The 26,744-nt window shown below is 66.8% G+C and carries 28 protein-coding genes, 1 tRNA gene and 3 pseudogenes; 13 read left to right on the top strand and 19 right to left on the bottom strand.

The window, feature by feature from the left end:
- The first annotated feature begins 448 nt into the window (after positions 1-448).
- A complete protein-coding gene (locus ACIRA5_RS09560) occupies positions 449-1,723 on the top strand; it encodes a M6 family metalloprotease domain-containing protein (protein WP_403689744.1) in 1,275 nt (424 codons plus the stop codon).
- Positions 1,724-1,851: 128 nt separating this feature from the next.
- Positions 1,852-3,735: an IclR family transcriptional regulator C-terminal domain-containing protein gene (locus tag ACIRA5_RS09565; protein WP_403689071.1), complete on the top strand. Its 1,884-nt coding sequence runs from the start codon at positions 1,852-1,854 to the stop codon at positions 3,733-3,735.
- A gap of 128 nt (positions 3,736-3,863) precedes the next feature.
- Here ACIRA5_RS09565 and ACIRA5_RS09570 read toward each other — a convergent pair whose 3' ends face one another.
- Positions 3,864-5,450: an MFS transporter gene (locus ACIRA5_RS09570; RefSeq protein ID WP_403689074.1), complete on the bottom strand. Its 1,587-nt coding sequence runs from the start codon at positions 5,448-5,450 to the stop codon at positions 3,864-3,866.
- Positions 5,451-5,624: 174 nt separating this feature from the next.
- Between ACIRA5_RS09570 and ACIRA5_RS09575 the strand changes: the two genes are divergently transcribed.
- Entirely contained in the window at positions 5,625-6,374 is a 750-nt protein-coding gene (locus ACIRA5_RS09575) for a TetR/AcrR family transcriptional regulator (RefSeq protein WP_403689077.1), read from the top strand.
- A 68-nt stretch (positions 6,375-6,442) separates the two neighbouring features.
- Positions 6,443-6,515 (top strand) — tRNA-Arg (locus ACIRA5_RS09580).
- 79 nt (positions 6,516-6,594) lie between these two features.
- Here the strand turns inward: ACIRA5_RS09580 and ACIRA5_RS09585 are convergent.
- The 10 genes from ACIRA5_RS09585 to ACIRA5_RS09630 form a co-directional block, all read right to left on the bottom strand.
- Positions 6,595-7,752, bottom strand: coding sequence for a tyrosine-type recombinase/integrase (locus ACIRA5_RS09585; protein WP_403689080.1), 1,158 nt, complete (start codon positions 7,750-7,752; stop codon positions 6,595-6,597).
- Entirely contained in the window at positions 7,752-7,964 is a 213-nt protein-coding gene (locus ACIRA5_RS09590; RefSeq protein WP_054233105.1) for an excisionase family DNA-binding protein, read from the bottom strand. The genes ACIRA5_RS09585 and ACIRA5_RS09590 overlap by 1 nt, the downstream gene beginning before the upstream one ends.
- A complete protein-coding gene (locus ACIRA5_RS09595) occupies positions 7,957-9,252 on the bottom strand; it encodes a replication initiator (protein ID WP_403689746.1) in 1,296 nt (431 codons plus the stop codon). Before ACIRA5_RS09595 ends, ACIRA5_RS09590 begins: the two co-directional genes overlap by 8 nt.
- 166 nt (positions 9,253-9,418) lie before the next feature.
- Positions 9,419-9,664: a SpdD protein gene (locus ACIRA5_RS09600; protein ID WP_403689083.1), complete on the bottom strand. Its 246-nt coding sequence runs from the start codon at positions 9,662-9,664 to the stop codon at positions 9,419-9,421.
- Positions 9,665-9,689: 25 nt separating this feature from the next.
- Positions 9,690-9,884, bottom strand: coding sequence for a hypothetical protein (locus ACIRA5_RS09605; protein ID WP_010985162.1), 195 nt, complete (start codon positions 9,882-9,884; stop codon positions 9,690-9,692).
- A 15-nt stretch (positions 9,885-9,899) separates the two neighbouring features.
- Positions 9,900-10,091: a mobile element transfer protein gene (locus ACIRA5_RS09610; protein ID WP_060900673.1), complete on the bottom strand. Its 192-nt coding sequence runs from the start codon at positions 10,089-10,091 to the stop codon at positions 9,900-9,902.
- An 11-nt stretch (positions 10,092-10,102) separates the two neighbouring features.
- Positions 10,103-10,723: a DUF2637 domain-containing protein gene (locus tag ACIRA5_RS09615; protein WP_403689086.1), complete on the bottom strand. Its 621-nt coding sequence runs from the start codon at positions 10,721-10,723 to the stop codon at positions 10,103-10,105.
- A gap of 88 nt (positions 10,724-10,811) precedes the next feature.
- Complete coding sequence (locus ACIRA5_RS09620) at positions 10,812-12,191, bottom strand: FtsK/SpoIIIE domain-containing protein (RefSeq protein ID WP_403689089.1); 1,380 nt, start codon at positions 12,189-12,191, stop codon at positions 10,812-10,814.
- Positions 12,191-12,547, bottom strand: a complete 357-nt coding sequence (locus ACIRA5_RS09625; protein ID WP_010985166.1) for a hypothetical protein — start codon at positions 12,545-12,547, stop codon at positions 12,191-12,193. The genes ACIRA5_RS09620 and ACIRA5_RS09625 overlap by 1 nt, the downstream gene beginning before the upstream one ends.
- Positions 12,548-12,721: 174 nt before the next feature.
- The gene (locus tag ACIRA5_RS09630) at positions 12,722-13,510 is read right to left on the bottom strand and encodes a GntR family transcriptional regulator (protein WP_010985167.1); all 789 of its coding nucleotides are present in this window, start codon (positions 13,508-13,510) and stop codon (positions 12,722-12,724) included.
- Between the two features lie 107 nt (positions 13,511-13,617).
- On the opposite strand from ACIRA5_RS09630, the gene ACIRA5_RS09635 reads away from it, so the two are divergent.
- The 4 genes from ACIRA5_RS09635 to ACIRA5_RS09650 are packed head-to-tail and all read left to right on the top strand — an operon-like array spanning position 13,618 to position 15,215.
- Positions 13,618-14,025 carry an NUDIX hydrolase gene (locus ACIRA5_RS09635; protein ID WP_037644753.1) on the top strand — a complete coding sequence of 136 codons (408 nt, stop codon included), beginning with the start codon at positions 13,618-13,620 and terminating at the stop codon, positions 14,023-14,025.
- A 46-nt stretch (positions 14,026-14,071) separates the two neighbouring features.
- Positions 14,072-14,500, top strand: a complete 429-nt coding sequence (locus tag ACIRA5_RS09640) for an ATP-binding protein (protein ID WP_403689092.1) — start codon at positions 14,072-14,074, stop codon at positions 14,498-14,500.
- On the top strand, positions 14,494-14,841 hold the full coding sequence (locus ACIRA5_RS09645; RefSeq protein WP_403689094.1) for a hypothetical protein: 348 nt from the start codon (positions 14,494-14,496) through the stop codon (positions 14,839-14,841). The genes ACIRA5_RS09640 and ACIRA5_RS09645 overlap by 7 nt, the downstream gene beginning before the upstream one ends.
- Positions 14,838-15,215, top strand: a complete 378-nt coding sequence (locus ACIRA5_RS09650; RefSeq protein WP_403689096.1) for a hypothetical protein — start codon at positions 14,838-14,840, stop codon at positions 15,213-15,215. Before ACIRA5_RS09645 ends, ACIRA5_RS09650 begins: the two co-directional genes overlap by 4 nt.
- A 367-nt stretch (positions 15,216-15,582) precedes the next feature.
- Here the strand turns inward: ACIRA5_RS09650 and ACIRA5_RS09655 are convergent, their stop codons facing one another.
- Together ACIRA5_RS09655 and ACIRA5_RS09660 are read right to left on the bottom strand one after the other, a co-directional pair.
- Positions 15,583-18,249, bottom strand: coding sequence for an ATP-binding protein (locus ACIRA5_RS09655; protein WP_403689097.1), 2,667 nt, complete (start codon positions 18,247-18,249; stop codon positions 15,583-15,585).
- Between the two features lie 76 nt (positions 18,250-18,325).
- On the bottom strand, positions 18,326-18,838 hold the full coding sequence (locus tag ACIRA5_RS09660; RefSeq protein ID WP_403689099.1) for a hypothetical protein: 513 nt from the start codon (positions 18,836-18,838) through the stop codon (positions 18,326-18,328).
- A gap of 745 nt (positions 18,839-19,583) precedes the next feature.
- On the opposite strand from ACIRA5_RS09660, the gene ACIRA5_RS09665 reads away from it, so the two are divergent.
- The gene (locus ACIRA5_RS09665; RefSeq protein ID WP_403689100.1) at positions 19,584-20,090 is read left to right on the top strand and encodes a hypothetical protein; all 507 of its coding nucleotides are present in this window, start codon (positions 19,584-19,586) and stop codon (positions 20,088-20,090) included.
- Positions 20,091-20,159: 69 nt separating this feature from the next.
- Here the strand turns inward: ACIRA5_RS09665 and ACIRA5_RS09670 are convergent.
- Both ACIRA5_RS09670 and ACIRA5_RS09675 read right to left on the bottom strand, forming a co-directional pair.
- A pseudogene (locus tag ACIRA5_RS09670) lies at positions 20,160-20,692 on the bottom strand (tyrosine-type recombinase/integrase); the annotation flags it as partial.
- 270 nt (positions 20,693-20,962) lie between these two features.
- A complete protein-coding gene (locus ACIRA5_RS09675; RefSeq protein ID WP_403689102.1) occupies positions 20,963-21,670 on the bottom strand; it encodes an alpha/beta fold hydrolase in 708 nt (235 codons plus the stop codon).
- 125 nt (positions 21,671-21,795) lie between these two features.
- On the opposite strand from ACIRA5_RS09675, the gene ACIRA5_RS09680 reads away from it, so the two are divergent.
- Both ACIRA5_RS09680 and ACIRA5_RS09685 read left to right on the top strand, forming a co-directional pair.
- Positions 21,796-22,365 carry a TetR/AcrR family transcriptional regulator gene (locus ACIRA5_RS09680; protein ID WP_403689105.1) on the top strand — a complete coding sequence of 190 codons (570 nt, stop codon included), beginning with the start codon at positions 21,796-21,798 and terminating at the stop codon, positions 22,363-22,365.
- Between the two features lie 279 nt (positions 22,366-22,644).
- Positions 22,645-23,130 carry a hypothetical protein gene (locus ACIRA5_RS09685; protein ID WP_403689107.1) on the top strand — a complete coding sequence of 162 codons (486 nt, stop codon included), beginning with the start codon at positions 22,645-22,647 and terminating at the stop codon, positions 23,128-23,130.
- 109 nt (positions 23,131-23,239) lie between these two features.
- On the opposite strand, the pseudogene ACIRA5_RS09690 reads toward ACIRA5_RS09685, so the two are convergent.
- The 3 genes and pseudogenes from ACIRA5_RS09690 to ACIRA5_RS09700 form a co-directional block, all read right to left on the bottom strand.
- A pseudogene (locus ACIRA5_RS09690) lies at positions 23,240-23,479 on the bottom strand (ISAzo13 family transposase); the annotation flags it as partial.
- A 54-nt stretch (positions 23,480-23,533) separates the two neighbouring features.
- A complete protein-coding gene (locus ACIRA5_RS09695; RefSeq protein WP_403689109.1) occupies positions 23,534-24,028 on the bottom strand; it encodes a hypothetical protein in 495 nt (164 codons plus the stop codon).
- Between the two features lie 215 nt (positions 24,029-24,243).
- A complete protein-coding gene (locus ACIRA5_RS09700; RefSeq protein WP_403689110.1) occupies positions 24,244-24,741 on the bottom strand; it encodes a lactococcin 972 family bacteriocin in 498 nt (165 codons plus the stop codon).
- A 168-nt stretch (positions 24,742-24,909) separates the two neighbouring features.
- Here ACIRA5_RS09700 and ACIRA5_RS09705 point away from each other — a divergent pair.
- Positions 24,910-25,067 (top strand): annotated as a pseudogene (locus ACIRA5_RS09705) (ISAs1 family transposase); the annotation flags it as partial.
- A gap of 386 nt (positions 25,068-25,453) precedes the next feature.
- Positions 25,454-25,738, top strand: coding sequence for a hypothetical protein (locus ACIRA5_RS09710; protein ID WP_403689112.1), 285 nt, complete (start codon positions 25,454-25,456; stop codon positions 25,736-25,738).
- A 518-nt stretch (positions 25,739-26,256) separates the two neighbouring features.
- Here ACIRA5_RS09710 and ACIRA5_RS09715 read toward each other — a convergent pair.
- Positions 26,257-26,628, bottom strand: a complete 372-nt coding sequence (locus tag ACIRA5_RS09715; RefSeq protein WP_403689115.1) for a hypothetical protein — start codon at positions 26,626-26,628, stop codon at positions 26,257-26,259.
- Positions 26,629-26,744 lie beyond the last annotated feature (116 nt).

The raw sequence follows: 26,744 nt of genomic DNA on the forward strand, positions 1-26,744 counted from the left end.
CAGCGCACGGCCAAGCATCCGAAGCGGCTCGCGACCGGCATCCCGCGCGGCCGGCGGCCACGCGCCCAGCCCGGCGCAGCGCAGCGCAGCGCAGCGCAGCGCGGCCCAGCCCGGCCCACCGCGGGCCGGCCGCGCACCCGACACGGCCCGCGGATCAGCACCCGTCGCAGCCCACGCCCGCCCCACTCCCGCCGGCACGTCCACCCCACCCCACCCCACACCCGCACGCCCGCCCGCACGTCCGCCCCACCCCCACGCCCCCACATCCACACCGCCCCGGCCCGTGGTCAAACCTCTGACGCGGCTCCTGTCACCCCTCCCCCGGCAAGAAACCCACGTTCGGGCTCTTCCAGCGCGCGCCCCCGCATCGCCCGTCACAGGGTGATCGCACAGGGTGCAGCCGGTGACCGGGTGGCTGCCGTGAGCGAAGGGCCCCTGCATGCAGACGATGCAGCCCACCACCCGCCGGATACGCTCGCGCCGCGTGACCGCCCTCGCCACAGTGACCCTGCTGACGCTGACGGTCAGCACCTCCGCCGGCACCGGTCACCTCCCGGCGGGCTCCACGACGGCGGGCTCCATCGCGCTGGCCCGCTCCACGGCGCTCGGCCCCTGCATGATCACCGGCGCGATGGGCGTACAGATGGGCGAGGGCATACCGACCCAACCCGGATACGCCCGCTCCACCGGCACCGTCCGAGCCCTCACCCTGATGGTCGACTTCTCCGACGCGCCCGGCCCGGGCAGCGCACTCGACCGGCTCGCCGAGTTCTTCCCGCAGACCCAGAACTGGTTTCGCACCAGTTCCTACGGCCGCCTCGACTACCGCCCCGAGACCCCCATCCCCCACTGGCTCCGCATGCCCAAGCCCTTCAAGGCGTACGGCATAGAACGCGGCGCCCCCTTCGACCCCGGCTACCGTGATCTGGTCCAGGACATAGTGGCCACGGCCGACCCCGAGGTGGACTTCCGCTCGTACGACCTCCTGAACGTGCTGGTGACGCCGAACGCCGGGCCCTCCGCCCTGGACACCGTCCTGTCCGTCACCTTCGCCGGCAACACCGAGGCACCCATAGCCGACGGCGTCCCCGTCTCCAACGCGTCCTTCGTCTACAGCCGCCAGGACGACGGCTCCGGCTCCTACGCCGAGACCGGCTACCGGGTACTCCCCCACGAGAACGGCCACACCTTCGGCCTGCCCGACCTCTACACCCCGGAGGGCGGAGGCGCGGTCGGCCACTGGGACATCATGAGCGAGGACTGGGGCGCCGACAACGACCTCCTCGGCTGGCACAAGTGGAAGCTGGGCTGGCTCGACGAGTCGCAGGTCAAATGCGCGGCGTCGCCCGGGACGACGGAGTACACCCTCACCCCGCTGTCCCGGCCCGGCGGCGAGAAGCTGGTCTTCGTACCCACCAGCACCAAGACGGGGTACGCCTTCGAACTGCGCACCCACGACGGCAACGACTCCGCCGTCTGCCGCCCCGGCATCCTCATTTACAAGGTCGACGCGGGCGTGGACACCGGAAACGGCCCCATCACCGTCTACGACTCCAAGCGCCACAGCGGCGGCTGCACCCGCAGCCCCAACGTCCACGCGGAACTCTCCGACGCCCCCTTCACCCCCGGCGAGTCCTTCAAGGACCCCAAGACCGGCATCACGATCGCGGTCACGGCGTCGGATCCGAACGGTGACTACCGGGTGTCCGTCACCCGCCGCTGACCGGCCGCTCCCCCGCCCCTCCCGGCCTCCGACCTGCTGACCTGGCCGTGCAAGGGCTACGGTGTCTGTTCTGAGTCTCTTCGGAGATCCGCGACTGCGTCTCTTCAGAGATCCGCATCGGAGAGCCCATGCCATCGAACGTCGCACCGGCCCCCGGGACCGGCACCAGCACCGCCGCAGGCGCCGAGGCCGCGGTGCCCGCCGAGGCCGTCACCCCCCTCATCCGCGGTATCGCCGTACTGCGGCGGCTCACCGACGCCGACGGAGTGTCCAGCCTCAGCGGTCTGGAGCGGTCCACCGGGCTCGCGCGCTCCACCGTCGACCGGATCACCGCGACCCTGGCGCGCCGGGGGTACGTACGCCTCGACGGCCGCGACGCCGTCCTGGCCCCCCGTCTGATGGAACTCGGCAACGCCTACCTGGCCGCCCTGCGCCTGCCCCGCCTCCTCGACGCACACGCCGACGCGCTCGCCGACGAGCTCGACGAGTCCGTCTCACTCGCGGTCGGCGACCAGGACGGCATCCGCTTCATCCACCAGGCGACCCGGCGCCGCGCCATGTCGCTGAGCTTCCGCATCGGCGACCTGCTGCCCGCCGAACGCACCGCGCCCGGCCCGCTGTTCGCCACCGAGTGGGGCGATCGGGAATGGGCACGGTGGCGCGAGCGGCGCGCGGCCGACCCGGAGGACCGGGGGTTTCCGGCGGTCCCGGCGCGGAGCCGGCCGATCGAGTACGGCGAGGACGACCGAAACGACGAGAAGGACAGGACCGGCGCGAACCGCACGAACCGCAAAAACGGCAAAGACCTCACCGATGCCAAGGACCTGACCGTCGCCAAGGACCTCACCGTCGGCAGAAGCCTCGCGGCGGACAGGCCGCAGGAGCCGGGCGCCGGCCGAAGCACACGTCGACTTCCCACCCTCGGCGACGACTTCGAGCAGCGTACGGCCGAGGCGCGGGAGGCCGGCTGGGCGCTGGACGACCAGTTGATCGAACCGGGCCTGGTCGCCCTCTCCATGCCCGTACGGGAGTCGGGCCGCATCGCCTGTGTGGTGAGCGTGGTCAGCCACACCAGCCGGCACACCGCGGCCGATCTGCGCGACACCCTGCTGCCCCGGCTACGGGACGCCGTCGCCGCGATGGAACGGGAACTGCGCGAGGCACAGCACGCCGAATCCGCCACGCCGCGCACCACCACCGCCCCCTCCGGCCTCGCCGTCTGGACCGGCGCCTCCAAACAGGAACTGGGCCGGGAGTTCATCGAGTCGCTGGCCCGGGGCCTCACCGTCATCACCGCCTTCGGCGAGGGCCGCGCCGAACTGAACCTCACCGAGGTCGCCCAGGCCACCGGACTCGCCCGGGCGACCGCCCGCCGCGCCCTGATCACCCTGGAACACCTCGGATACGTCACCGCGCACGACCGGGTCTTCCGCCTCACCCCCCGCGTGCTGGGCCTCGGCTTCCCTCCCCTGTCACGGACCTCGCTCGCCGAGATCGCCGCCCCGCACCTCACCGAGCTCTCGCAGCGGCTGCACGACTCGGTGTCGCTGGCGGTCCTGACCGGCGACGAGATCCGGTACACGGGCCGCGTCTCCACCAGCCGCGTCATGAGCGTCCACATCACCGTCGGCACCCGTCTGCCCGCGTACCCCACCGCGCTGGGCCGGGCGATGCTGGCGGACCTGCCCGAGCCCCCGCTCACCGAACTGCTCCCGTTGACCCCCCGCACGATCACGGACCCCGATCAGCTGAAAGCCGTCCTGGACCGCGTACGGGAAGAGGGATACGCCCTGGTCGACGAGGAGTTGGAGGTGGGGCTGCGCTCGGTCGCGGTGCCGGTGCGCGAGCGCGGTGGGCGGGTCGTGGCCGCCGTCAATGTCGCGATGCACAGCAGCCGCCGTACGCCCGAGGAGTGCGTCGCCGAGGTGCTGCCGGAGTTGCGGGCCACGGTGGGACGGATCCAGGAGGACCTGTGGGTGGCGGGACGGTTCCGCCGGGTACCGCGGACGTGACGCGTCGGCGCATACCCCTTCTGACGACCGTTTGAGCACGTGAACGCCCGTGTCCGGGCCACGGCAACGTGGTCCGGACACGGGCGGAGCAGGTGTGGGGGGGGTGCCCCCCTGGCCGCCCCTGGACGTCAGTGGCTGACCTCCACGCCCCCGGCCGGCACGACCTCCGGCACCCCCTGGCCCAGCACACCCTCGTCCGCCGCACCCTCCCGCGACGCGACCTCGGTCACACCCTGGTCCGAGGCCGAGGCTCCGGCGGGCCTGCCGTCGCGCATCAGGAAGACGGCGAGGACGGCCGCGACCAGGACTCCCGCCCCGCCCGCCAGGAAGCTCGCCGACATCGCGCTGGTGAAGGCGTCGTGGGCGGAGGCGAGCAGGGACGTGTCGCCGGTGCGGGCGGCGACGGCGAGGGCGTCGCCGATCGAGTGGCGGGCGGCGGCCGGGGCGGTGGCGGGCATGTGGCCGGTGAAGGTGCTGGAGAGGACCGCGCCGAGGACGGCGACACCGAGCGCGGCGCCGGCCTGCTGGACGGTGTCGTTGAGCGCGGAGCCCACACCGGCGTGCTCGTCCGGGATCGCCCCCATCATGGCCGCCATCGCCGCGGGCATCGTCAGCCCGCCGCCGGCGCCCATGAGGCACATGGCACCGGCGAGCACTCCCCACCCGCTCTCCGCGTTCAGCGTGGACAGCAGCCCGAACCCGGAGGCGATGACGAGGAGTCCGAAGACCACCATGGCGCGATTGCCGGTCTTCGGCAGCAGAGCGGCGCCGACACTGTTGAAGGCGAGGGTCGCGAGGGCCAGCGGGGCGAAGGCGAGACCGGTCTGGGTGGCGGAGTAGCCGAGGACGAACTGCAGGTACTGGGTCAGCACCAGCATCAGGCCGCCCTGGGCCAGAGTCAGCAGCACGAGGGAGAAGCTGGCGCCGGTGAAGACACGGTTGCGGTAGAGCGAGACCGGGATCATCGGCGAGGAGCAGCGGCTCTCCCACACCCCGAACCCGACCAGCCCGAGCACGGCGACGCCGAGCGAGAGCTGCGTGCCCTGCTGACCCAGCCCGCCCTTGGGGAACTCGATGATCGTCCAGATGAGCGCGGTCATGCCGACCATCGACAGCAGCATGCCGATGGGGTCGGCCCTGCGCCAGGGCCCCTTGGACTCGGGCATGAGGACCAGCGCGGCGATGATCGCGAGACCGGCGATGGGGATGTTGAGGAGGAAGACGACCCCCCACCAGAAGTGGGCCAGCAGCGCGCCGCCGACGACCGGACCACCGACGAGCCCGACCATGGCGACCGCGCTCCAGGCGGCGATGGCCTTGGGCCGCTCGGCGTCGTCGAAGACGGTGATCAGGATCGACAGCGTGCTGGGCATGATCAGCGCACCCCCGACACCCATCAGCACCCGCCCCAGGATCAGCGCCCCGGGCGTGGCGGCCTCCATGGCCACCACCGAGGCCGCCCCGAAGAGCGCGAGCCCGATGACCATCACCTTCCGCCGCCCGAACTTGTCGGAGAGGCTGCCCGCGGTCAGCAGCAGCCCGGCGAAGACCAGCATGTACGAGTCGAGGATCCACTGGAGGTCCTGGGCGCTGGCCTTCAGGTCCTCGGCGATCGTCGGGATCGCCACGGTGAGAACCATGTTGTCGACGACCAGCACCAGGGTGCTGAGGCACAACACGATCAGGATGAGCCAGCGACGCGGATGACGGTCCATCTCACTACCTCTCGAACGGCGGGTTGAGTCGCACACACCGTGCGCTCTGTGGAACACCGTACGGTGTTGCGCACACTGTACGCAAGAGAGAACGCCGTACGAATCCATGGCCACCCGTACGCACCCTGCGCATGCTGTGCGCTACGGTGGCCGGACCGGGAGAGAGGAAGCCGCATGTCCCCCCAGGAGCAGGCAGAAGCCGGGCCGCCGACGCCCGTCCCGTCGGTGTGGACCCGCCCCCGGGCCGGTCGCGAACAGCCGGCGCTGAGCCGGGACCAGATCGTGGCCGAGGCGCTACGCCTGCTCGACTCCGACGGCATCGACGCCCTGAGCATGCGCAAACTCGGCACCCGCCTCGGCGCCGGAGCCACCTCGCTCTACCGGCACGTGGCCAACAAGGACGAGCTCATCGAGCTGGCCATCGACGAGATCTACGGCGAAATCGAGATCCCCCGGTCCACCGACCCCGCGACCTGGCGCACGGACGCGACCCACTGCGCCCGGAGCCTGCGCGCGACGATGCTGCGCCACCCGTGGATCGCCTCGGTCCTCGGCGAGATGGGCATGTCGTACCTCGGCCCGAACGCGATGCGCCTGGCCGAGTTCCTGCTCGCCCTCTTCACCCGCGCGGGCGTGCCCACCACCGAGGCCGACCAGGCCGCCTCGACCCTCGTCGCCTACGTCACCGGCATGGCCACCAGCGAGGCCGCCTACCTCAACGTCCTCGCCCGCAGCGGCCACACCGAACAGCAGTACGTGGAAAGCCTCTGGCCCACCGCCGAACAGGCCGTCGAGTCCTACCCCCACCTCCGCGAGGGCTACGCCGAACAACGCGGCAAGGATCCCCGCACCGCCCGCGACGAGAACTTCCAGTACGGCCTCGACCGCGTCCTGGACGGCCTGGAAACCCGAACCACCCACTGACCGAACGCCAGAATCCCCACCCCACCGAATCCGCTACGCTAGTCGCCGGGTCTCACCGAGATCCCCCCGCCTTCGTAGCTCAGGGGATAGAGCACCGCTCTCCTAAAGCGGGTGTCGCAGGTTCGAATCCTGCCGGGGGCACAGGAGAAGGGCCAGCTCAGGAGGGTTTCCTCCCAGGCTGGCCCTTCGCCGTTTCAGGCGCCGTGCCACACGCGTGCCACTACGTCCGTGCGGAGCCCTTGTCGCCGCTCCCCGAGGGGTCTCCCCCGCCGTCGCGGATCATCGCGCCAAGGCGGTCGGCAATGGCCCGATCACGGTCACTGGTCATGTGCTGATAGATCAGCGCGGCCCGCGAGCTGCTGTGGCCCATCCACGTCATCAGCTCCCGGGTACTGGCCCCGGCCGTGGAAGCCAGCGTGTTGCCCGTATGCCTCAGGTCGTGAAAGTGCAGGTCGGCCGTGACGCCCGCATCCTTCCGCGCCTTGACCCAGTCGTCCCGGAAGTTGCTCCGCCGAAGCTGCCCACCCTGCGGCCCGACGAACACGTGACCGTCCTGTCCAGCAGCGGCGTAGTGCTCTAGGTGAAGCGTGATCGCATCGACCAGCTCACCGGGGAAGGAGACCGTGCGCACCCCCGCAGCCGACTTGGGCGCCTTGTCGAAGAGCCGCCCGTCCTGCAACTCGGCTTGCGCCCGGCGGACCACGACCAGGCGGCCGGCCAGGTCGATGTCCCTGCGACGCAGCGCAGCCAACTCGCCGAAGCGGAGCGTCGTGAACGCCGCCAGGAGGACGAGCAGCCGGTAGCGAGGCGCGATGGCATCAGCCACCCCGAAGACTTCCGTCACCGACAACACGGGCCGCTCAGGCACGTCATAGCTGTCCGCGCCTTTGATCCGGCACGGGTTGCGCCGAATCATCTCGTCGTCCACCGCCGTATTCATCAGGGCCCGCAGCAGTTGGTACGCCTTGACCACCGTGGGCTCCCCCACTCCCCCCGCGAGCAGCTTGCCGCGCCAGCTCCGTACCCGGGCGGTCGTGACGTCGGCGATGGAGCCCGCGCCGAAAGTGGGGATGATGTGCAGCCGCACCACCGACTCGTTCCGCTCACGGGTCCGGTCGGCCAGCTTGCGATCCCGCAGCCATGCCGTGGCGTAGTCGGCGAAGTTCACCGCTCCGGCGTCCGGGTCCGCCCACTGACCGCGCGTGATGTCCGCCTCGATGTGCGTGAGCGCGACCTGCGCATCTGTCTTGGTCTCGTACGTCTTCTCAGCCGGACGAAGGAGGCCGGTCTCAGGGTCCCGGTAGCGGACCTGCCATCGGCCGGAGGTGAGCTGACGGACGGACCCGAAGTTTCTGCGGTTGCCCTTCTTGTTGGCCATCAGGCAGCCCTCCGCAGCGTGGCACCGCGGTGACGGATCGGCTGAATGGTGTGAGCGTCTATGAACGCGCCCAACGCACTTTCTGGGATCCGTACGTGCCGGCCGACCTTGACGAACGTGATGCGCCGTTCGGCGATCAGCCGACGCGGAAAGCGTTCCGTGGTCCCGAGGAATTCAGCGACCTGCGCCACGGTGAGGTAGCGGTCAGCCACGGGTGGGGTCTCCTTCCGTTCCGGGAGCGGGTTCGAGGGATGCGGCGAGCCAGGCTTCGGTGGAGGAGAGGCCGGTTCCGGCGAAGGCCCAGTGGGCGAGGACGTACGTCGTGTCGGGCTCGGCCTTGGTCGCTGCTGTGGCTTGGGCGCGGCGCCATTCGGCGCGAGCGGTGCGCAGAGCGCCGAGGGTGGTGGAGTAGCGGCGGGATTTGGTGGAGAAGTGGCCGCGGAAGCCGAGCATGTGGGCCCAGGCACGGAGCCGGAGGTCTTCCAGGTCCTTGCGTGCGCCGAGGGTCCAGGCAGCGCGGATCAGTCGGCGTGCATGGTCGGTGATGTCGAGCTGGGCGAGTTCGGCGAGGAACTTGAGGCGGCGATCGAGAGCTCCCGCGGCTGTCTCGGCGCCCTTGGTGGCGTACTTGGCGATGTAGGAGGCAACGGCCCGTTCGGTCAGCTCCTGGTCACCGTCGAAGTCGGCGGATCGGATGGTGCGGACGTCGAGCTGTCGGCCGAAGGTGAAGGTGTGGGCGCGTCCGTCGATGGCCGGGCCGTCCACGCGGACGTGGGCAGCGGCGACACCGATGGCGTCCGTGAGCAGTTCGGCGGTGGCCCAGGCCGGGGGCGGGGTGTCGCCGCCTTCGGGGCCGTCGATGCGGATGACGGCGTGGAAGTGGACGGCGCCGCGCTTCTGGTACTCGGCGACCTTGGCGAAGGACACCCGGGCGTGCTTGCGGAAGGTGCGCTGTGAGAGTCCGGCCCGCTTGGCGACCTCCCTGCGCAGGTAGGTAGAGAAGCGGCGCCAGAGCGGACCAGCGTGGGCGTTCCAGAGGACGGCGGCCTCGTAGTCGTAGGTGTCCGGGTTGAGCGGGGTGCCGAGCTCGGCGTCGTCCTGGTCGTGAAGGACACCGCAGCGGCAGCGACGGACTGAACCGGCCGATCCGGAAGGGCGGTTGTGGACGGGCCCGAAGCTTGGCGCGGTGAAGGTGGCGAAGACGCGGGGGTGTGAGGCGACGCGTTCCGGGACGCCCTTGCCGCCCCGCAGGCCGGAGGTGATCAGGTGGAAGGTGTCGCGACGGTAGACCTCGGCGCAGGCCGGGCAGCGGGTCGTGCGGCGGTTGTTGCAGCGGACCAGGAGGTGACCGGCCGGGAGGCTGGCGGAGTCGAGGCGGTGGAGGACGTTGCCGATCTCTCCGGTGCGGGTGTCGACGTCGTATTCGGTGCGGTGGCCGTCGAGACGGATCGGGTTGGTGCAGCCGCCGAGTCCGGAGAGCTGGCGGAGGATACCGGGCAGGGTGCCGTGCTGGGCCAGCTTGGCGAGTTCGGGCAGTGGGGGCGGGGTGGGGCGGGTGAAGATGGCGTTCTCCTTCTGGCTGGCATGCTGCGCTGGTCAGGAGGGATGAGCCCCGGGGCGGTGGATGCTTGGCCGTGTCGAACCGCCCCGGGGCATCAGGCGCCGTTCAGCGCCGGTGGTGGTCGCGGAGCATCGAGCGCAGGACCACGGCGGCGACGGCGACCGAGATGGCCGTGACGGCGACGGCGGCCAGGAGCGCGGTCAGGACGACGCCGCCGACGAGGACGGCCGCGACTGCTCCGGGGCTGATGGAGATCTGCGGGAGCGTGCGTCGTACGGGTGCGGGATCGGCCGGGGTGTGGCTGTGTGCGGGCGGCGGGGTCGGGTTGTCGGGGTACTTGGGCAGGAACACAGTGAAGCTCTCCTCATCTACTCGTCTAGTCATGTGAGCCGTTGACAATGCCCACGCCGGAACGCGTGCCGGAGTCGATGGCGGGGGCCATGAAGGTGTGCGAGAGCAGGAAGCCGAACAGGGCGATCACGACGACGATCCAGGTACGGACGCCGAGGAACTTGACCGCTCCCCAAGCGATGAAGCCGAGGACGACGACGAGCGGGAGGCTGACGGTCACGGGGTGCGGGTCCTTTCAGCGGACGGGGCAGCGGTGGGTGCGGGCGGCGAGTTCGGCTGCGGCGCGGCTGTCGTAGTCGGCGGAGAAGCCGCAGCGCGGGGCGGTGCAGGCGGCGGTGTGCTTCTCCCGTCCCCGGTTGTCGTAGGCGGTGCCGACCTGGACAGGGCCGATGCGGGTGACGTCACGGAAGCGCCGGTCAGGGGTCACGTGGGTCTCCTTCAGAGGTGGGCGGCGATGGCTTCGGCCATAAGTGCAGGGACGCCGAGCCGGGCGCGGAGGGTCGAGGTGTCGATGGCCGATCCGGTACGGGTTCGGTGCTCGGCGGCGACCTTGCGGGCGTGTTCGACCAAGGCGGCCGGGACGGCTACGGCAGGCGGAGCCGGGGTCAGCCCGGGAGCCGGTTGTGCAGGGAGCTCCGGGGCGGGATCAGGCGCGTCCCCCTGGTCGTCCTGCTCCTCGGTGTCCTCGTGTGAGGCCGGGGCCGAGTGGGCGAGGAGTGTTCCACCGAGGAAGGCGACCGCGGGCCAGCCCGCGACGAGGATGCGCAGCCATGCCGGCACCTGCTCTAGGTCGAGGAGTCCGGCGGTGGCGACGTTCGCCCCGAGGGACGCCGTGAGTGCGATGACGAACCAGCACCACCCAGCCGCTTTCGCGTCGCCGGTCCGCAGTCGGCGCCAGGCGGCGACGAGCAGCAGGTCGACGGAGACGGGATACGCCCAGGCCTTCCACCCGTCCTGACCGGCCGCCGAGGCGACGTCATGGAGGTGGGCGAAAGACAGCGCTGCGGCGATGAGCGCTTGGACGAGTACCGCGTCGATACGGGCCAGTTGGGCGCGCATGCTGCGGCTCCTTCGGGATTCAGGCATGGGATGGGTAGGGAGTTGGCGCGAGGCGGTCACGCCGACCGGGGTGGGGAGTGGGCGAGTGTCAGTCGGTGACGGGGCGCGGCTGGAGTACCGGGGCCGTCGCCGTCTCGACGGGCCGTACGGGCACGTCGGGCCGGAAGCGCTTGAGCGCGGGTAGGTCGGGCACCAGGTGGGCCGACTCGCGGCAGATCTCGGCGGCGTCACCGAGGGAGAGGTACGGGGTGCGGATGCGGGACCAGCCGCCGGAGGTGTCACCGGCCACGGCCAGGCCGGGGCGTTCGGGAGCGATGGCGCACGCGGCGGAGACGGCTTCGGGGGCGATGTCGCCGAGCGCCATCTTGGCGGAGGCTTCGTCGTTGACGCGGTGGCAGACACGGCCGGTCAACTGGGCACGGAGCATGGTCGCTCCCTTGCCCAGCTCTGCGCCGAACCGCTGCCCGCAGACCTCCAGATAGATACCGGCGGCGCGGCCGAGCTGGGCGAGGCGGATGAGCTGGGTGACCATCTCATCCCGCCGGTCCTCATCCTTGCGGGTGGCGACGAGGAAGAGTTCGGCCACCTCGTCGACGAACAGCACGATGGGTATGGGGCGTTCGTGCTCGGGCAGGCCCCAGATGTCCGAGGTGATCTCTTCGTCGGGGGCGTCTGGCGCGATCCCCTGCCGGGCCTTGATCAGGTCGTATCGGTCCTCCATTTCCTTGACGAGCACCGGCAGCAGTTCGGCGGCTTGCTCGGGGTCGGTGGCCAGTGCCGAGAGCCGGGCGGCGAACGGCGCCAGCTCCACACCGCGCTTGCAGTCGATGCCGACCAGGGTGACGGGTTGCGGGGCGAGTCCGGCGACGAGATGCCGCAGGTACATGGACTTGCCGGACAAGGTTGCGCCGAGGGTCAGTTGATGAGGAACGGTCCGGTAGTCCCGTACGAACGGGGTGGCATCCTCCCGCAGGGCCACGGGCGCCTTGAGGAACCCGCCATCGACCTTGCGCGGCATCCGGACCCGCCGCAGGACGTCGAAGCCGACGAGCCGCAGTTCGACCACGCCGGGCTTGACGGTCGTGACGTACACGGCGTGGACGCCCCAGGCGTGTCGCAGCCGTTCGGCCGAGGCGGCGACGTCGGCGGGTTCCTGCCCGGGGGCGAGCCGCAGACGAAGCCGTAACCCGGTCGAAGTGGGCCGGATGATGCCCCGACGCGGCGGTACGGGGCGGATCTCACGTCGGGTGGTGGCCTTGACCGCCAGGACCCGCAGCCGGGAGGGAGCCACGGTCAGGCCGCACGCCTCCATGACGGAGCTGTAGGAGCTGAGCAGCCGGGCCGTGGATATCGGGAGACCGACCGTGGACCAGTAGACGCCGGGGTGCTTGGCCCGGGTGTAGGCAGCCCCGACGCCGAGCGCGGCGACAGGACCACCCACCTCCAGAAGCGTTGCCAGGTCGGTCATCAGGCCGTGGCCCCCATGGCGGCCGGGAACGCGGCCGGAGTGACGGCGGCGGAGCGGTAGGCGATGCCGTGCCGCTGCTGCCCGTTGAACACGCTCTCCCACGGCCGGGCCACGAGCCCCGGCAGCGAAACCGGAGCGCCGAGCGCGAGCCCCTCCGAGACCCCGCTCTCCGGAACCGTGACCTTGATGAGGGAGGACTCCCCTTCCTCGATGTAGACGACGCCGATCGTCATCAGGGCCTCGCCGCTGTTGATGTCCTTGGCGATCTCGCCGGTCTGCCGGTCGCGGACCTTGGGCTCGGGCGCCTCGGTCAGCAGGATCGTCGCGGCCGAGGTCTCCACACGGATGGTGCGCAAGAGTTCTTCCTATCTACTCGTCTATACAAGGTGCGGCCTTCGAACCCGATCTCCGGGAACGACGACCACCCTGCCACACAACTTGCCCACTCGTCTATACGAGTATGCCTGTTGGCGTGTACGAGTTCCGGGAAGCGGCCCCGCGCACCACCGCGGATCACCCGTTCACGCCGATCACGTCGCCGGAAGCTGGTACGACAGGACGTACGCATCAGCCGCCATGACCGTGTCACAGACCTCCACGGCCCGCCCCTCGGTGTCGTACGCGGTGCGGATCAGGTGGATCACGGGCACGCCGGAAGCCAGCCGGAGCGTCTTGACCTCTGACGGCGAGGGCATCCGGGCCCGAATCTCTTCCTCAAAGTGGTCGAGGCGGTGACCCAGTTCCTCAAGACGGGCGTAGATGCCGCCGGGACCGGGATTGGGCTCGGCAATCGGGGTGTCCCGGGCGATGTCGAGCGGGAGATACGAGGTGGCGAACTCGACCGGACGACCGTCGAGCAGATACCGGCGCCGGCGGGCGAGCACACGCCGCACGGAGCCGAGCCGCGTGGAGATGTCCTGACTGGCCTTCTCCTCCTTCACCTCCAGGCTGTCCACCTGCGGATGACTGCCAGCAGCATCGGCCTCGACGATGAACGCGGACTTCCCCTGTTCGCGGTGGCGCCGAGCGAACCGGTCGGAGGCGAGCCGCCGCACGGGTGGCCGTGGTCGCACGAAGACACCTTTCCCGTGCTCCGCATGGACGAGCCCCTCGCCCTGGAGGATGGAGAAGGAGTTCCGGACGGTCATCCGGGACACTCCGTAGTGCTCGACGAGCTCAGCTTCCGAGGGGAGCTTTTCACCCTCCTTGAATCGCCCACGGTCGATGGCCTCGCGCAGCTGGTCGGCGATCTGCCGGAACACCGCACGATCGCTCGTGGGGTCCAGGTCGCCGAGCAGACTGGTCGGGAGTGAGGTCACGAGTACTCCTTTAGGTATCTAGACGAGTGGGCGAGTGTTGTTGCTACGGTGGAGAGCCTAGCCATCCGAGAAGGCCGAGGAACGTGACCACTGACCGCCCGCACTCCGTGAGCGTTGCCGGAGTCATTGTCGACGACCAGGGCCGAGCCCTGCTGATCAAGCGTCGCGACAACGGTCACTGGGAACCCCCGGGCGGCATCGTCGAGCGGGAGGAAACCCTCCCCGAGGCGCTTCAGCGCGAAGTCCTCGAAGAAACCGGCATCAAGATCGCGCTTCCCGCGACCCTCACCGGCGTCTACAAGAACATGACGGGCCTGATCGTCTCGCTGGTCTTCCGCTGCGAAGCCGCCGACGGCACACCCACCACCGGGGACGAGACCTACGCACTGCGCTGGGCCACCCGCGAAGAAGTCACCGAACTCGCCGACGAGGCGTACGCGATCCGCGTCCTCGACGCACTCGACGCGGCATCCCCGCCGGCCATCCGCGCCCACGACGGCGTGAAACTCGTCTAGCCCGAACCCGCTGCACATGGCGGCCTACCAGCACGAAGGAACTTGTATGCACGAGTATACGAGCACTGCGCGGGTCTGGGGCCTCACTTGCCCAGGTTCCCCCGAAGAGGTCAGCAGGGCCCGCCGCTGGACCCGCGACATCCTCGCGGGTTCGCCCTTAGCCGAGGACGCCGAACTGATCGTGAGCGAGCTGAGCGCAAACGCGATCCTCCACACCGCCAGCGGACAGCAGTCGGGCAGCTTCCATCTGGCCCTCGCGGTCTCTTCCCAGGTGGTTGCCCTGTCGGTCACGGACGACGGCGGCACCGGGACAGCACCGAAGGCCGAGCCCGCCGACCAGAACGCCACACACGGGCGAGGCCTCGGCATGGTCAGCGCAATCGCCCACCGAGTCGTGATCCACGACAGCCAGGCCGGCCACACGGTGACCGCGGAACTCTTCACGAGCGCCCGCGCGGGAGGCCACCCGTGCTGACGTCGACCACTCCCGAGGACTTAGCCGCGGCGGGGCAGAGCGGCGCGTACTGCTGCTGGGCCACGGCCTATCCACTTCACGAGACCAGCCCGATCCCCTTGGGATCACACGAGGCGACGAGCCCACGCCTGGCCGTGCGATGGCTTCGCGAGCGCACGAGGAACGTCACGGACCAACTCGACATGGCCTACGCCCAGCCGGGCCGCTACTGGCTGCGGGACGAGACCGAGCACGAACGAGCCCTCGCCTACCTGACAACGGGCACGGCTTACCAACTCACCCTGTACGACGAGAACACGCGCTACGTCCTCGTGGCCTACCCGCCGGGAGCGGCCCTGTGAATGGATACACCCGCGGCTTCTGGTGCGAGTGCTGGACCGAAGACCTCACCGAGACGCGACAGCCGACCCTCCGCGGCTCCTTCGACGCCCACTCGGCCGGACAGGCCGACCGCTGGATAGCGATCGCACTGCGCACCATCACGCCAGCACTGGACCCCAGAGCCTCCGACGAAGCCTGGGAGTGGCTGTACGAGGGCCGCATCGAGACAAGAAGAGCTCTCCTGTGCTCGGAGCCCTGCACGGTCACCATCAACCAGGGCGGCACACGCATCACCTGGACGGCCCGACCAGCGCTCTTCCTACCCCTGGCCCACCGGCGAAGCCTTGAACTCCCCTCCTGCGCGAACGACTTCAAGCCCTTCACCAAGTACTGAGTTACAACTTTCTCTACTGGTTCAAGGCGGCTCGCTCCGCTCACCGCGCGCGGCCCGGCCCCCGGCCGGGCCTGCGCTCCTGTCTCCGCCCCGCTCCAGCCCGGCCGGCACCCGCGCCGCGCACAGAGCAGTCAGTCGCCTGATGCCAGAGAAGGAGTACGTCGTGGCTGGGGCGGTCGGCTCCACGACTTAGGCAGCCACTTTGGCGCGAGCCTCGAAGATCACGGCGCCAACGTCGTGCTCTACCGGGCAGGTCCACAGGCTGCCCGACGCGCCGGAAGTTTACGGGGCCATGATCACTCGCGCAAAAGCCACTCCAGCCCAAAGCCGCTCCACCGACCTTACGCGGCACGCTTAAGGCACAAACTCATAGAAATTCTGCTTTCTCGAACGAAAGAACCTCACCTTCAATATCTTCCCCCTGATAGGAGCTCACTTTACGGACGCCCTCATCCTTAGCCCAGACGGATTCATAATCAACCTCACCCGAAAGGTTCCAGGCTTCACGAATGGCCGCCCCAAATGCGCCGGGGATTCCGGCACTATAAAAACTTGATTCGGGCAGAGGCCAATCTTCAACATGCCCGGTTAGTGCCCTCCTGCGTCCGATCTCGAAGTAGACGGCATCATCGATGAGATCAACAGGAATGTCCCGCATTCCCACGCGCACATTAGCATACACTGGATGAATTACATAAATGCAATTCCTTCGAGAGATCCAATCAATCAACTCCGACTGGGTCAACCATCCCTCTTTAGTTCTCCAAAACGCCAGCGAAGCGGGGCTACCTCCCAGTTCGATGATGGCGCCAACAATATCTTCGATCCACTCTTCATCTACCCCCTTACCAGAAATAGACAATTGCTCCACTTGGGCACTGATCCATTCGGCTATAGATCGCTGATCAGCCACGGGCCGTGCGGAATCGCGTGCAGCCCTTTCCGTAGCGCCCACAAAGATCCCAGCCGTACCGTGAACAGCGGTACGGGTTCGTGCTGGCCCAGCCGTTACTGTTGATGACTTCTGACCCCACCGATCAAGGTCTCGCGACAACACATGGTCGATGAGGGCTGCACGACCCACCGCTCTACCGGCAGCATCATGAATAATTTTCATTCTCTTGGCGTGATGGTCAATCCATTTCTCAACCTCCTCTCGTTCCAGCCCGGAATTAGCGAGAATATGATATCCCATGACCCTATTTAGCAACCTCACCCCATCGATGGTCAGCCAATCCTCCTTGGGCATAAGGAGTTCGACGCCATTGTGCCCATCCCCTCCAAAATAGACATCAATTTCGGGGGCAGGTAGGAGGTACTCAAGGATATTTGCGAGAGAGGCGGACACCTCAAGTGACATGGAATCGGTGCTAATTCTCACGAGGAACTCAGCCTCACCGACAACAATAGAGTTGCTCAGCAAGACCTTTACTGTTGTCCCCGGGTCATCTAGTTGCTCATTAGGAACAGCTCTCCTGAGGCATGGCCTCACGCTGACTCCGTTACCAAACTCAAGGATCCACGTATCCATGGGCCCGCTTTTCTGCGAGCGTGAGATCACTTGGACTCTGTCACCCATCATGAAAACGGAGAAGAATCCAATACCGAAGCGACCAATGGGATTGAATCTACTAGCAACGAGTCCCGGGTTGTCGCGTGCTACTGCGGGGGCTAGCCATGAAGAACAACCGAAGTCCAGCAATTGATGCCCCATCACGGATGGGGACATTCCAATTCCGTTGTCACTGCAAGCCAACCAAATTCCATCGTCGCCCTGTTCCAACCAGACACTTACCCTGCCGTGGAACGATCTTCCCCGATACTCGGCCAGCGCTTCTCGCGCTTTTACGGCATCACAAGCATTAGCGATAAGTTCACGAAGGCCAACTGTCCAATCCGAACCATATAGCTCTCGTCCGCCAAGTCTCTCAACCAATCCAGCGACGTCACTTACTGCAATCTCGGCAGCTACAGGCTCCCAATCCCGGCATGGTGATACTTCACGGAATGATTTAGGAGAATCGACGTTCGAGACACCTCTGGCGGCAAGTCGTGAGCGTCCGTTTTCTATCAATACGGAGTCAGCGTTTCGCAATTCATCATCGACTACGCGTAGTGCATCATATGCAAGCCACCAGGCATCCATCTCGTTTCGCCCGAAGCCTTGCGAGGCAGTGAAGACCAAACGGTCATTCTTCAAGTAAGGCCGCTGAAGGCGGCTCTGAAATAGCCAATGATCTCTTGACTCTTTCGGCAGGTCCCGCACAGCAGCAAGCAAGTCGGGTGCGCGTGAAGTATCCAGATGTGCGGCGTCCGCTGTACGCAAGAGGGATGCCAGAAGCAGTGTGTCGACGGTCCAGTTAACGGGTGCGAAGCCTGGCACACCGACAGGTGATCCGAGACTTTCTACGACACGATCGTATTCCCAGTGATGGCTGGCAGCCACTGTTCCAATCAATCGGCCATAAGCCGACCGGATCTCGGAATCAGCGATCAGGTAAGCAGTTTCATTATCTTGCGTAGTCCAACTGCTAGTGGGAAGAATTTCAGCAGTACTTGCGTGAAGGTCACGCAAAAGAAATTTCTCCGCGCGCAGGGCAATATCTTCTGCCGGTGCCACCAACTCGGAAGAATATGGAGCTCTCCCAAGTTGCTTTCGGAGTTCAGCGGCAAGTGCATCTGGCCACTCATCACGCGTCCGAATTCCACCACCAGCCAAAATGTGTGATGCCCTACTCATCGCTAGGTCATGAGTAAGGATGGATGCTCCAAGGATAAAACCCTCGGCTGGATTGAGTACGGCATGCGGTCCCGCAATGAGATCTGCTAGCTCCCACAGAGCATCGAGATGAGAGATGTCGTGCTGGGTGAATTCAGGAAGATCACGCGATATCTCACCGGCCAGCTCACTTGCCTTTTTATGCATGTCCACTAGCGCCTGACGAAATCGATCACGCGTACCAGCGTTGGCGACGTGAGCGTTCGATCCTAGAGACCTGCTCCACAAGCCAGGCTTAGCTTCCATGGCATCCATAAGATCTCATTATGGGCCAAGCCTGAACGCGTCGCCATCGGTTCTGGAGATACTTGTGTTCAAGTCATGCGCGCTGTCATCTGATTGCGGGAAGCAGGAAGAGCCCTGCTAGCAGCCACATCGTGACAACAGACACAACGATGAACAGCAGTACGTATGTCTCATACCAACGAAGCAAGTTGCCTGAACGGGGACGGGCACGGAAGCCGAGGCCGACGACCTCGTCAGTGATGTCGCACTCCTCATTGCGGTAGTCAAGCCAGGTCAGCGCACCGACCACAATTAGCATGCAGGTGAACGCAGCGACCACCGTGGCGAGGATGAGCAGGCCGATCACACCGCCACGCGCAACGTCTGGAGCTACTTCCCACTTCCTGTACCCCACGAAGAGCGCGACGGCCGCACCAACGAGTGCGGTGGCCAGTGTCTGATAGATCGCGAGGAAGCGGTGCACGTTCTCGTTCACCGCATGGATTTGCTGCAGTATGTACCGGTATCGCTCCAAAGCGAACTCTTTGCGTACCGCTTCTCGAGGCTCCGTCTCCCCCGCTGCTGCCATCGTTTGTCCACCCTTGGCTTGACGTTCCATCAGCATAGGACGCCGGAACCGATACCCAGCAGTCCCGAGCGGCACTCATCGACGTGCTCAGTCGAGTTGGAGGCCTCATGACGGTCCTGTGGTGGCGCGTGCCGCAGCGCCAACCTGTATGGCGGGACCGGCGAGCCGACGGCGCCGAGCGAGAGTGGCTAAGCAAGGAGGCCGAACCCTCCGCCCGCCGTAGCAGCACAGGCGCACCAGATTGTGCGGGGAACAGCGGGGAATCACGGTGAAAGCGACCCAGCCCGAAGAGGCCGCAGCCCGGCCGTTCGCCCAGGCCAACGCTCGAACCGCCCGCAAATGATCGCAACTTCCCAAGCTGAGGGCCCCGAAGCTACCGTTACGAGCCGGCCGTCGCAGCTTGCCCTGGTCGACGAGACAAGCCAGTAGCGTGGCTGAGGCCGGTGGGGGTGCAGCGAGGCATACGCGCGCGTGGTTGGCCGGCGCACCCGCCGTCGTGGCTGGCTGTCGTCGGCTGAGGTTCGTGCCACTGCCGTGCCAGATGCAGCGGTCAGCCACGGTCAACAAGAGTGTCTGCCGGTCGAGTTGCTAGGCATCTCACCAGTCATCGAAGTTCCAGGTCACCGGCCCGACGCCCCACCCTCTCTCCTAAAGCGGGTGTCGCAGGTTCGAATCCTGCCGGGGGCACAAGGGCAAAGGCCCCGGACCGATCATGGTCCGGGGCCTTTGACATCTACTTCTGACATCAACGGGGACGAGACGGAGCGCATCCGGCGTGACAAAAGATGAGGCCCTCGACCGGTTGAGGCAACTGGCACGAGCTCAGGCATTCGGACATCACGTCGGCTCGGACCGCCTGATCCAAGCCGGCCTCGACGCACTTCTGGCCGACGTCGATGCCCCGTCGCTCGCCCTCCTCGCCGGCCTGGGTCGACGTGAGGAACACGAGGCACGGGAACTGTTCGATCACGTCGTGGACGAGCTGGGGCTGGGATTCGAGGTGCCCGCGGACCCGATCGCTGCCAGGTGGGCGTTGGCTTACTGGTTGGCCGCTCAAATCGTCGACGGCTCCTTGGACCCGGCGACCGGTGCCGACCTCATATGGGTCGAAGCAGCGTCAGAACTCGGCTATCCCGACGCCCTGCAGCCGATCGTCGAGTGTGCCATCCATCTGGACGACTGGAACGCCGATTGGAGCACTCCGCTGGAGCAGCTCAAGGGAGAGGTCGTTGTCGCCGCTCGCGCGCTCGTTGAACGAGGAGGGCCCGAGTCCAACCTCTGAGCGAGCACGAAGCCCCAGGACTGTCACGGCCTGAGGCTCCACGTCTTGCTCAGGAGGCAATGTCAGCGGTCAGACCTGACCGGGACGCCTCTTCAACAGCCTATCCACGTTGCTCGTGGCCTCGCGCTGTGTGTCTTGCACCACGTGCGTGTACACGTCCATGGTGATGCTGATTTGAGAGTGCCCGAGGATCTCCATCACCACGCGGGGCGCCACTCCGGCCGCCGTGAGAAGAGTGGCCGTGCCGTGCCGGGCGTCGCGTCGTGAAGCCGGACGACACGGATGCCGGCGGACTCGGCGATGCGGGTGAAGGAGCGGTAGACGTTCCGCGGTTCGACCTGGCGGCCGGTGCGGGTGGTGAAGACGTAGCCCGACTCGTGCCACTGCTCCCCCGCCTTGGCGCGTGCGGCGGACTGCCGCATCCGGTGCCAGCGCAGCGGGGCAATGCAGAGGGCGGGCAGCGGAACGACGCGGCGGCGACGGCTCTTGGGATCGTCGTCGTAGAGGACGCCGCGACGGCGCTGAGTCTGCTGGCGGACGTAGGGGACCCGATTGTCGAGGTCGAGATCCGACCACCAGAGGCCGATGATCTCGCCCCGTAGCCATGAGTCGATCACCGCATAGAGCGGCCTGCGTCAAGGCGATGCCTCCGGCGGGAGCTGGGGACGGTGATGGGTGAACGAACGTTCCTGCGTCATGGTCAAGAAGACTCCGCTAGCTCGACACAGATGAGAGGCCCGTTCACGCGATCGTGAGCGGGCCTCTCTTGCCCACAGCAGGCTGCAGCGACGGCGATGGATCTCGCGGCCGTCCGTGCCGATTGCTTCCGCCCTCACTGGAGCCGGAAGTGGCCGTGGTGGTGACGGAGGGGGTCAGCGGGTGGCCTTGGCAGCCTCGATGATGAGGTCGGCCACGGCGTCGGGCTGCGAGATGGCTACCGCGTGCGACGCCTCCACGCGCACGGCGTGCGATCCGGCGCGCTCGGCCATGAACTCCTGCGCTTGGCCGGGGATGGCATGGTCCTGAGTCGCGATCACTGCCCACGACGGCAGCGTGCGCCAGGCCGGCTGGCCGGACAGCTCCGCCGTCAGGGCCTGCACGCGCACCGAGCGCTGGGTGACCGCGAGGATGTCGGTGACCTCGGCAGGCAGGTCACCGGCGATGACGTCCCGGTAGTGCTCAGGCAGGATGCGCAGCTCCGGTTCGCCCTCGTGCTCGGTGGCGACGGTGGTGTCCGGGCCCATCTTGGCGCCCGGGAAGCGAGAGGCGTTCTCAAGGCAGCTCTCGCCCTCGTCGGGCTGGAAGGCGGCCACGTAGACCAGGGCCTCGACGTTCGACGCGTCGCGGGCGGCGCGGGTAATGATCGCGCCGGCGTAGGAGTGGCCGACCAGGACGACCGGGCCGTCCACGGTCTTGGCGACGGTGGCGGCGTACTGGGCGTCGGACTCCAGGCCGCGGAGCGGGTTCGAGACGGCGAGGGTGGTGTAGCCCTGTGCCTGGAGCTTGGCGATGACGCCCTTCCACATGCCGGAGTCACCGAAGGCGCCGTGGACGAAAACAATCGTGGGGGTGGTGCTCATGGATTCCTTACCTCTCGGAGAGAATGATCGGTCTTTCTTCGAGAAAGACTAGTCGTTCTCTCTGGGTGCGGCAACGTGACAAGGGCGACCGTCCAGAACGACTGGTCTTTCTTTACGATGGGTGTATGACGACTGCCTCGGAGCTCCACCCCAAGGACCGGCTGCTGCGCACCGCGTCCCGCCTGTTCTATGCGGAGGGCATCCACGCTGTCGGCGTCGAACGCCTCATCACCGAGGCCCAGGTCACGCGCGCTACCTTCTATCGGCACTACCCCAGCAAGGACGACCTGGTCTCCGCTTACCTCACGACGACCGCCGAGGGGATCCGGGACGCTGTCGGCCGTGCGCGAGACGGCAAGTCACCGCGCGAGGCGATCCGTGCGGTGATGGCTGTCCTCGGCGACGCGACCCTCGAAGACGGCTTCCGCGGCTGCCAGTTCCTCAACGCGGCCGCCGAGTACCCCGACCGCACCCATCCGGTGCGCGCGGTCATCGACGACCAACGCACCTGGCTGTTCGAGGTGTTCCGCGAACTCTCTACCGACCTCGGCCATTCGGACTCCGAGCACGCCGCACGCGTACTCGTCCTGCTGCACGACGGCGCGTTCCAGGCAGCAGAACTCGGCGACCCGGCGGTCGTCCGCGAAACACTGCGCCGAGCTGTCGACGAGGTGTTCCCCGCCGAGGAGGTCTGACCGAGACACTGGCGTTGGTTGTCAAGCCCACCCTCTCTGCCTGACACCACCGTCTGACACCAACAGCCCCGTACGGTGGCGGTCGACGGCGAACCTCAGTGGACAGTCAGCCGAGCACCAGGGTCGGTTGAAGCACGTCGCCCATCCTCCGTGATCGACCTGATAACGATGAGGCCAGACCTCGAACTCTGCTTCCAGTGCCAGCGCTCCTGGGGCGAGCCCTCGTCCACCTGGAGCAGCGCGCTAGCATCCCGCATGCCCATTCCGTGGCGATCCAGCGTGGACGTATTCGCGCGCATCTTGAGACAGCGTACGGTCGAGCCCGATTCCGTACGCGACGTCGATGCCGCCTGGGATGCCTTCGGCGAGTTCCTCCAGATCGAGGTGGAAGGGATCGAGCGGCCGGAGAACGACGGTGATGGCTTCATCGTCGAATGGGGCAGGTGGGGCTGGAACGACGACCAGCCTGCGCTGTCCTTCGGGCGACTGCTTGCGGTCAACGAAGCCGACGACCGTGATGCCCCCGACTGGCAACCGGAGTACTGGAAAGTGGAGCTGCAGCTCATCTTCGGCGAGGACCCGGCCTGGGCAGATGTCGACAGCCTCGGGCACCAAGACACCGGGTTCGACTACGACGAGATCGGCGCGCCAAGGATCGCCGCGCTGGGGGAGATGCGCCGGTTCATCGAGTCCTACCCCCAGCTGGCAGCCATGTGGGGTGCCGAGCCCACTCACAGCGGCTTGGCCCTTGAGCAAGCGGGGTAGCTGCCGGGCCCCGTACAGCACGGAAGTACAGCAATCACAGCAACCGCCGCCGTCCAGTAGCCACCGTGCAGAACTACGCAGCAACCACAATGACCGTCTCCCTTCTTGCGGCCCCAGTCTGGCCGCCGCCCCGCCCCAGGGGTTCCTCGCCGGCCTCCAACTCGAACACGCCCTTGCGGACCGTGGTCTCACTCACCGAGGCCGCCCGCGCGGCGGCCCGCACACCACCGTGTCCCAGGACGCGGGCCTCTGCGGCCATCAGCAGCCGTCGCTGCCGCTCATCCAGATGCGGGAACAACACCGCGAACTTCACCGCGAGTTGGGTACGAATCTCGTCCGGGATGCGCATACCACATCAACGAGCCATGGGGCGGAAAGCAACACCTTGATGATCTGCAATCCCTTAGCCAACGCCCACCCCGGCGGAACGAATACGGCGAGACCTCCACCAACCCCAGACCGTGTGGCCCACCAGAGCGACCGCAACGGCAACAGCCGTGAACCGAATGGTGGTCCAGGTACCCAGAACAACCTGACTCGGCCCGCGCGACTCCATCTCCAGACGCATGGAAGTCTCATAAAAAGCCACCAGGGGAATAAGCAGCCGGAAGAACAGGCCGCCGATGCCCGGCACCTGCGCGAGGTTCCCCAGCAGCCCAAGGGGTGCTCCGAAGAAGAATGCCAGCACACCCCAGAGGGCAATTCCGGATGATCCCGCACCTGAGGAATCCAGTCCACCCAGGGAGGCGAGGCTTCCCTTAGTCAGGTAGTAGGTCACGACACCGATAGCCAGCCCCAGAGGCGCGAGAACAACCGATTCGATTTTAGACCGGCGGAAATATCCCACCAGAAACGCGTAACAGGCCCACGGCCACCCACCGGTGAAAACGGCGCCCACGGCCGCACCTGGACGGCCGCCCCAATGCTCAGCGGCAGGCCCCATCAGTCCAAGCAACAAGCCAAGCCCGAGTGGCACCGCAAACGACGCAGCCCGAGCACCCCAAAAGTTCACTCTCTCCCCTTCCAGCCCTAATGCGGCATTACTCCGGGCCCGCGTGCGCCCGGAGTAATGACCCACCCGAGGGAGATCAGCCCTCATCACGACGGACACATTTATGCATTATCGTAATATGCATAGCAGGTCCATGCCGCACCTTGTGTTGAGTTGGCGTAGGAAGTCTCCCCCTTCGCCACCCAGCCACTTGAATGGTCGGCGTTCTGGACCCTGACCGTTGACTTGTGCTTCACATCCGCGATGTAGTTCGAGTAGCACTTCTTTCCAGCCGACACCAGATCGTACCCATAGCACCACTTGCCATGAGTCACATTCTCGCAGGTATTCCCTTTCAGCTGAGCCGCCGAATCTTTGATTTCCAGCTTTACCACGCCCCACTCGGAGGGGTTACCCAGCTCCGCTGGCGGGTTGACGCCGTCACCCCTCTTATGGATGACGGGCTGCCCAGGTATGAGGCCGTCGCTGGCCTCAACCACGGTATCGTCGGTACCGGTTCCGCTCTGAGGGCCGTAGGCCGCCGCCGGAGTGGCAAAGCTGGAAACCGCAAGCGCGGCGCCCGAAATGCCGAAAAGTATTGACTTTCCAAACTTTTTCACGTTCCCCCTTTTTCGCTCCCCGCTATCGAGGGATCGGAGGGATCTTCTATGAGGGCGCTGTGGCGGTCAAGGCTTGGCCGATTTACGGCCACGGCACGACCTGAAACCGTTGTCGGGCGGTGGTATTCACGGGCGGGGCCATAAACGCGCGGCCACGGCACGCGTGTTGTCAGGGCCCATAACACCCCGCCGTCCTGGCCATCGTCCGCGATCTGATCCGTGGTGCTCTCAAGCTGGCCGGGCGCGTCAACATCGCCTTCGCCCGACGCGCCCACACCGACCAACACCAAGTCCTCGCCCTCTATGGCATCACAGGATCACCATGAACCGGACATCCAGGGGAGAACGCCGGGCCCTGGTCGTCAACGTCGAGCACGACGAGCCAGTTGGTCCGTGCCACGCGCTGCGCTCGGACCACCACAGGTGACGCACGCCAGATAACCGCAAATGGGCTGGCTAAGGTCGGTGGGGGTGCAGCGAGGCACACGCGTGCGTGCTCGGTCGGCGCACCCACCGTCGTGGCGGACCGTCGTCGGCTGAGCTTCGTGCCACTGCCGTGCCAGATGCAGGGGTCAGCCACGGTCAACAGGGGTGTCTTGCGGTCGAGTTCTCGGCAGCCTGACGAAGTATCGAAACCCCAGCTCAGCGGCACGATGCCCCCGCCGCTCCCCTAAAGCGGTGGTCCGCACCTGGCGGGTGAGACCATCCGAGGATGGCAGGCGCGCAAATTCCCCCAGGCTGGACCCTCCAGCGGATCCGTGACGTGTCCGGGGACCGGGAGGCTGTCGCGCTGGATCCAGACCGGGTGGTGCAGTGGGTGGCCGGCGCCGGAGCTCCCGAGGTGCTGCACCCGGAGATCATTCTCGGGTTCCACAGTCTGTGCCTCGTGAAGCCTGTTCAAGACGATGACTGGTACATGGGCAGCCTGTACGACGACGGCAGTATCGACTGTTGGTCAGCCTACGGCGATCTGTACGAGGCGCTACGCGGTCTGTAGCGGCATGTGGGCCAGACGGCACCCGGGTGCCGGGATTCATGACGGCTGGACCGTCTTGGGGCCGTCGGAGGGTGCTCAACGCCGACCAACGCTGACAACCACCGACGGCTAAGTCGCAGGTCGCAGCGTTGATCGATGACAGGCCCGCAGGCCGGAGCCCCGGCCCCGCACTTCTTCGGCTACTGAGCGCCCCCTCAAGGCGGCTTGACCGTGATACCCGCTGGAACCAGCTAGGCACAACTTGTCACGAGGTGAGGTCACCTCGCTCGGCTGTGAGCCCAGGCCGGCCGCCACTCGGCAAGACACCAGCAGCGAGCGCGTGTTGGAACGCTCCGAGAGGATCCGGCCAGTGGCCTACAGGGCGCGCAGCGAAGTCCCGACGAACCGCCGGGAATCTCGACGTAAGGAAGCATCCTCGCCAGCGAGGCCACCGTCTTCCGGCGCGCCCCTGCATCACGGGACCAAGCACTCATTCCGGTCTGAACGCCGAGCGAAATAACCCCTCAACCTGACCAGAGTCATCCGGTGCCGGTATCGGCCTTGTGCAGCATCTGGGCCAACAGCAAGGCGCCTCCAGTCGCTGCCCCTACCGCTCCCGCGGCCAGGAAAGCGCGAGAGGAACGCCAGGACAGCACCGACCACCGAGACTGCGCGGAAAACAACGATCCTGTACTCAGCCACGAGCCGGTTGAGATCAGCGACAGGGCGGAGCCGATCGAGCCGACCGACAGGGCGCTTCCGATCGAGCCCACTGACAAGGCCGAACCGACGGACCCCACGGACAGCACCGATCCCACTGAGCCGATCGACAACACAGAGTCCTGTGACCACAACGACAGCACTGAACCAGAGGAGGCACGACGGAACGACCGTACGGACAGTTTTGTCATGAGGCCATCCTGCCCGCTGGTCCCTCTGCCTCGGGCGGTTGTGGACGGATGACGCGGGCTTCGGGTGGGGACATTCCGGCATCCGGATAGAAGACCCAAGCTTCCCAAGTTAGGAG

Source organism: Streptomyces sp. NPDC096311, assembly GCF_044763085.1.
Classification (GTDB): domain Bacteria; phylum Actinomycetota; class Actinomycetes; order Streptomycetales; family Streptomycetaceae; genus Streptomyces.